Origin of the sequence: Cellulomonas sp. IC4_254 (assembly GCF_011603975.1) — a bacterium.
GTDB lineage: Bacteria > Actinomycetota > Actinomycetes > Actinomycetales > Cellulomonadaceae > Cellulomonas.
On sequence record NZ_JAANNB010000250.1, the window covers coordinates 1 to 4,627 of the forward strand.

The window sequence follows — 4,627 nt, forward strand, 5'->3', positions numbered from 1 at the left end:
CGCGGAAGGACCCCTCGTGACCACTACCGAGCCGCGCGCCACGACCCCCGCAGCCGCCGCCGTCGAGCCGCGCCGGCCACGGCAGCGGCGCACGATCGCGCCGTACGTGTACCTCGCGCCCGCGATGACGCTGTTCGCGCTCTTCCTCGCGCTGCCGATCGGCTACGCCGTCTACCTCAGCCTGCGCACCGTCAAGGTCAGCGGGTTGGGCCTCGGCGCCGGCGCGCGCCAGGAGGTCTGGGCGGGCTTCGCCAACTACTCCCGCGCGCTGGGCGACCCCGAGTTCCTCGCGTCCGTCGGCCGCGTCGGCCTGTACGGCCTGGTGCTCGTGCCGACGATGCTCGGCCTGGCCCTGCTGTTCGCGCTGCTGCTCGACGCGAAGCGCACGGGGCTCAAGGGCTTCTCCCGCGTCTCGATCTTCCTCCCGTACGCGGTGCCGGCGGTCATCGCCTCGCTGCTGTGGGGCTTCCTGTACCTGCCGCGCGTGAGCCCGTTCGAGTACCTCGCCGAGTCCCTCGGGCTGCCGACCGCCGACGTGCTGTCGTCGGACGTGATCCTGTTCGCGATCGCGAACATCGGCCTGTGGGGCGGCGTCGGCTTCAACATGATCGTGATCTACACGGCGCTCAAGGCGATCCCGACGGACCTGTACGAGGCGGCCCGCCTCGACGGCGCCACCGAGCGGGGCATCGCGTGGCGGATCAAGATCCCGATCGTCGCGCCGTCGCTCATCCTCACGTTCCTGTTCTCGATGATCGCGACGCTCCAGGTGTTCGCCGAGCCGACGACGCTGCGGCCGCTGACCAACACCATCTCCACCACGTGGAGCCCGCTGATGAAGGTGTACCGCGACGCCTTCACCCGGGACGACATCTACTCCGCCGCCGCGACCTCCGTCGTGATCGCGCTGGCGACCTTCGTGCTCTCGTTCGGCTTCCTGCGCCTCGTGCAGCGCCGCGCCTTCGCCCAGGAGAACGGCTGACCCATGGCGACCCTGACCTCCTCCCGCCCCGACGCGCGCCCCGCGCGCCGGTCCGCCGGCCCCACCCCGGTGCGCGAGCGCCGGCAGCGGCCGTCGTTCTGGCCGACCGCGATCCTGCTCCTCGGCGCGCTGTACTGCCTGTTCCCGGTGCTGTGGGTGCTGATCGCGTCCACCAAGAGCGCGGGCGAGCTGTTCTCCACGTTCACGCTCGCCCCGTCCACCCACCTGTGGGACAACGTCACCGAGCTGTCCGCCTACCGCGGCGGGCTGTTCTGGCGGTGGATGGCGAACACCGCGCTGTACGCCGGCGTCGGTGGCCTGCTCTCCGTCCTGGTCTCGGCGATGGCCGGCTACGGCCTCGCCAAGTTCCGGTTCGCCGGCAAGTCGGCGATCTTCAACATCATCCTGGCGGGCGTGCTGGTCCCGGGCGTCGTGCTCGCGATCCCGCAGTACCTGCTGCTCGCCCAGGTCGGCCTGACCAACACCTACTGGTCGGTGCTGCTGCCGAGCATCATCAGCCCCTACGGCATCTACCTGGCGCGCATCTACGCCGCGGCGTCCGTGCCGGACGACGTCCTCGAGGCCGCCCGGACGGACGGCGCGCGCGAGTGGCGGGTGTTCGCGTCCATCTCCGTGCCGATGATGGTGCCCGGCCTGGTCACGGTGTTCCTGTTCCAGTTCGTCGCCATCTGGAACAACTTCATGCTGCCGTACATCATGCTCGGCGACGACCGGCTGTTCCCGCTCACGGTCGGCCTCTCGGGCCTGCTGAACCAGGGCGCGTCGCAGCCGGCGATGTACACCTCGGTGATCACCGGCGCCCTGCTGTCGATCCTGCCGCTGACCGCGCTGTTCCTCACCCTGCAGCGGTACTGGCAGGTCGACCTCGCGGCCGGCGCCGTGAAGGCCTGACGTGCCCGTAAGGTCAGGGGTCGTGGACACGACCGCCCGCCGCCGACCCACGATCCGCGACGTCGCGGCCGCCGCCGGGGTGTCCCGCGGCACCGTGTCCCGGGTGCTCAACGGCGGCCACTGGGTGTCGCCCGAGGCGCTCGTCGCGGTGCAGGAGGCCATCCGGACCACCGGGTACTCCGCGAACCAGCACGCCCGCAGCCTCGTCACCGGTCGTTCCAACTCGGTGGCGTTCCTGCTCACCGAGCCGCAGCACCTGCTGTTCGAGGACCCGACGTTCTCGATCCTGCTGCGCGCGGCCGCCGAGGCGCTCGCGGCGCGGGAGATGCCGCTGCTGCTCATGGTCGCCGGCACCCAGCAGGAGCGGCGGCGGATCACCGACTACGTCGCGGCCGGGCACGTCGACGGCGTCCTGCTCATCTCGTCGCACCGGGGCAACCCCGTCGTCGGCGAGCTGCTGCGCCAGGGCGTCCCGACCATCGCGTGCGGCGAGCCGCTGGGCTACGAGGACCGGATCGGCTGGGTGTCCGCCGACGACGAGGGCGGCGCCCGCCGGATGACCGAGCACCTGCTGTCCCGGGGCCGGTCGCGGGTCGCCACCATCACGGGCCCGATGGACACCCCCGGCGGGTTCCGGCGGCTCGCGGGGTACCGTTCCGCGGTGGGCGACGCGTACGACGACGCCCTCGTGGCGCACGGCGACTACTCCCGCGCGTCCGGCCAGGCCGCGATGCGCGAGCTGCTGGAGCGGCGCCCCGACCTGGACGCCGTGTTCGTGGCCTCCGACCTCATGGCCGCGGGCGCGCTCGTGGCGCTGCGCGAGGCGGGCCGGTCGGTGCCCGGGGACGTGGCCGTCGGCGGGTTCGACGACTCGGGCCTCGCCGCGACGCTGGAGCCGCCGCTGACCACGATGCGGCAGCCGTTCGAGCGGATCGCGTCCGAGATGGTGCGGCTGCTGCTCGAGGTCGTCGAGGGGGCCGAGCCCGCCCGGATCACGCTCCCGACGTCGCTGGTGGAGCGCGCCTCGGCGTGACCGCCGCTCAGTGCCGCCCGCGGGTCGAGTACCGGGGCCGGCGCCGCGGCAGCCGCCAGGTGAACGGGTGCGCGTGCCGGTGGTGGGCGCGGTCGAGGGCGCCGGGCGCGATCTCCCGCCGGCCCTCGACCAGCGGGACCGACACCAGCTGCTCGTGCACCGAGACGACGCGGCCGTAGCCCGCGCCGGTGCTCCCCTCCCACAGCGCCCGACCCGCGGCGGTCGGCTGCCATGCCCGAGCGGTCTCGGTCAGCAGCCCCGACGCCAGCAGCCGCCCGACGGACCGGCTCAGGTCCGCCTCGGACGGGACGTCGTGCGCGTAGTGGTCCGCGGCACCGACGAGGGCGCTCAGGTCGTCGTGCCGGGTGCCCTCCCCGACGGCCGTGAAGATCCACGCGTCGGTCAGGTCCCAGCACTCGGCGGTCATGGCGCGAGGCTAGTGCCCGCCGCGGTGCGGCCCCGCCTGCCACACTCGGGGCATGGCCGACCGTCACGCGCTGATGCTGCTCGACTCCGCGTCCCTGTACTTCCGGGCGTTCTACGGGGTCCCGGACTCGGTGAAGGCGCCCGACGGCAGCCCGGTGAACGCGGTGCGCGGCCTGCTCGACATGATCGCCCGGCTGGTCACCGACCACCGGCCCGACCGGCTCGTCGCGTGCTGGGACGAGGACTGGCGCCCGGCGTTCCGGGTCGCGGCCATCCCGTCGTACAAGGCGCACCGCGCGGTCGGCGGGGCCGAGGCCGCGGCGGCCGCGTCGTCGGAGGGCGTGGCAGTGGCCGAGGAGGTGCCGGACGCCCTGGCGCCGCAGGTGCCCGTGATCGCCGAGGTGCTGGCCGCGCTCGGCATCGCGCGGGCCGGCGCCGAGGGGTACGAGGCGGACGACGTCATCGGCACCCTCACGGCGCGCGAGGTCGCGCGTCCCGCGGGGGAGCGGTCGCCGGTGCTCGTCGTGACGGGCGACCGCGACCTGTTCCAGCTCGTCGACGACGACGCCCCGGTCCGGGTGCTCTACACGATCCGCGGGATCAAGGACGTCGAGGTCGTGGACGCCGCGCGGCTGCGGGAGAAGTACGCCGTCGCCTCGGGCGGCGCGTACGCCGACATGGCGGTGCTCCGCGGCGACCCGAGCGACGGCCTGCCCGGCGTCGCGGGCATCGGGGAGAAGACCGCAGCGGCGATGCTCGCGAAGTACGGCGACCTGCCGGGCCTGCTCGCCGCGCGCGACGCCGGCGACCGCGGGCTGACCGCGACCCAGCGGCAGCGGCTGGTCGCCGCCGACGACTACCTCGCCGTCGCGCCCGGCGTGGTGCGGGTGGCGGCGGACGCGCCGGTGCGGCTGGCCGACGGCGCGCCGCCCGCGGGCCCGGACGCGTTCGCGCTGCCGCGCGAGCCCGTGGACGGCGCGGCGCTGGTCGACCTCACGGCGCGCTGGGGCCTGGAGTCGAGCGTCCGCCGCGTCCTGACGGCGCTCGCCAACCGCTGACGCCCGCGCTGCGGGCGCCGCGCTGGGACCAGCGGCGCGGTGCGCCCGGGCGGCGTCGCCGCGCGGTCTGCGCGCGGGCGGCGGCTGATCCCTACCGGATCGTCGCGCCCCCACCCGGGACTTCTCACGGCAGCGCGACAACTTGGTGGGAACGCGGCGCGCCCCGCCTGCCCGGGCCGCGTGCGGCCGAGCCCCCCGCGCCGCCCGCCGCCCGGC

The 4,627-nt window shown here is 74.6% G+C and carries 5 protein-coding genes; 4 read left to right on the forward strand and 1 reads right to left on the reverse strand.

The features are described from left to right. Nucleotides 1-124 precede the first annotated feature (124 nt). Genes G6556_RS17210 through G6556_RS17220 form a run of 3 tightly spaced genes read left to right on the forward strand, consistent with a single transcriptional unit; the run spans nt 125 to nt 2,927 of the window. A complete protein-coding gene (locus tag G6556_RS17210; RefSeq protein WP_166944131.1) occupies nt 125-982 on the forward strand; it encodes a sugar ABC transporter permease in 858 nt (285 codons plus the stop codon). Nucleotides 983-985: 3 nt separating this feature from the next. After that, nucleotides 986-1,894, forward strand: coding sequence for a carbohydrate ABC transporter permease (locus G6556_RS17215; RefSeq protein WP_166944126.1), 909 nt, complete (start codon nt 986-988; stop codon nt 1,892-1,894). A gap of 22 nt (nt 1,895-1,916) precedes the next feature. Continuing rightward, a complete protein-coding gene (locus G6556_RS17220) occupies nt 1,917-2,927 on the forward strand; it encodes a LacI family DNA-binding transcriptional regulator (protein ID WP_166944127.1) in 1,011 nt (336 codons plus the stop codon). Between the two features lie 7 nt (nt 2,928-2,934). On the opposite strand, the gene G6556_RS17225 is transcribed toward G6556_RS17220, so the two are convergent. Next, nucleotides 2,935-3,354 carry a hypothetical protein gene (locus G6556_RS17225; RefSeq protein WP_166944129.1) on the reverse strand — a complete coding sequence of 140 codons (420 nt, stop codon included), beginning with the start codon at nt 3,352-3,354 and terminating at the stop codon, nt 2,935-2,937. 52 nt (nt 3,355-3,406) lie between these two features. Here G6556_RS17225 and G6556_RS17230 point away from each other — a divergent pair, with 52 nt between their 5' ends. After that, nucleotides 3,407-4,411, forward strand: coding sequence for a 5'-3' exonuclease (locus tag G6556_RS17230; protein ID WP_240934678.1), 1,005 nt, complete (start codon nt 3,407-3,409; stop codon nt 4,409-4,411). Nucleotides 4,412-4,627: the final 216 nt, after the last annotated feature.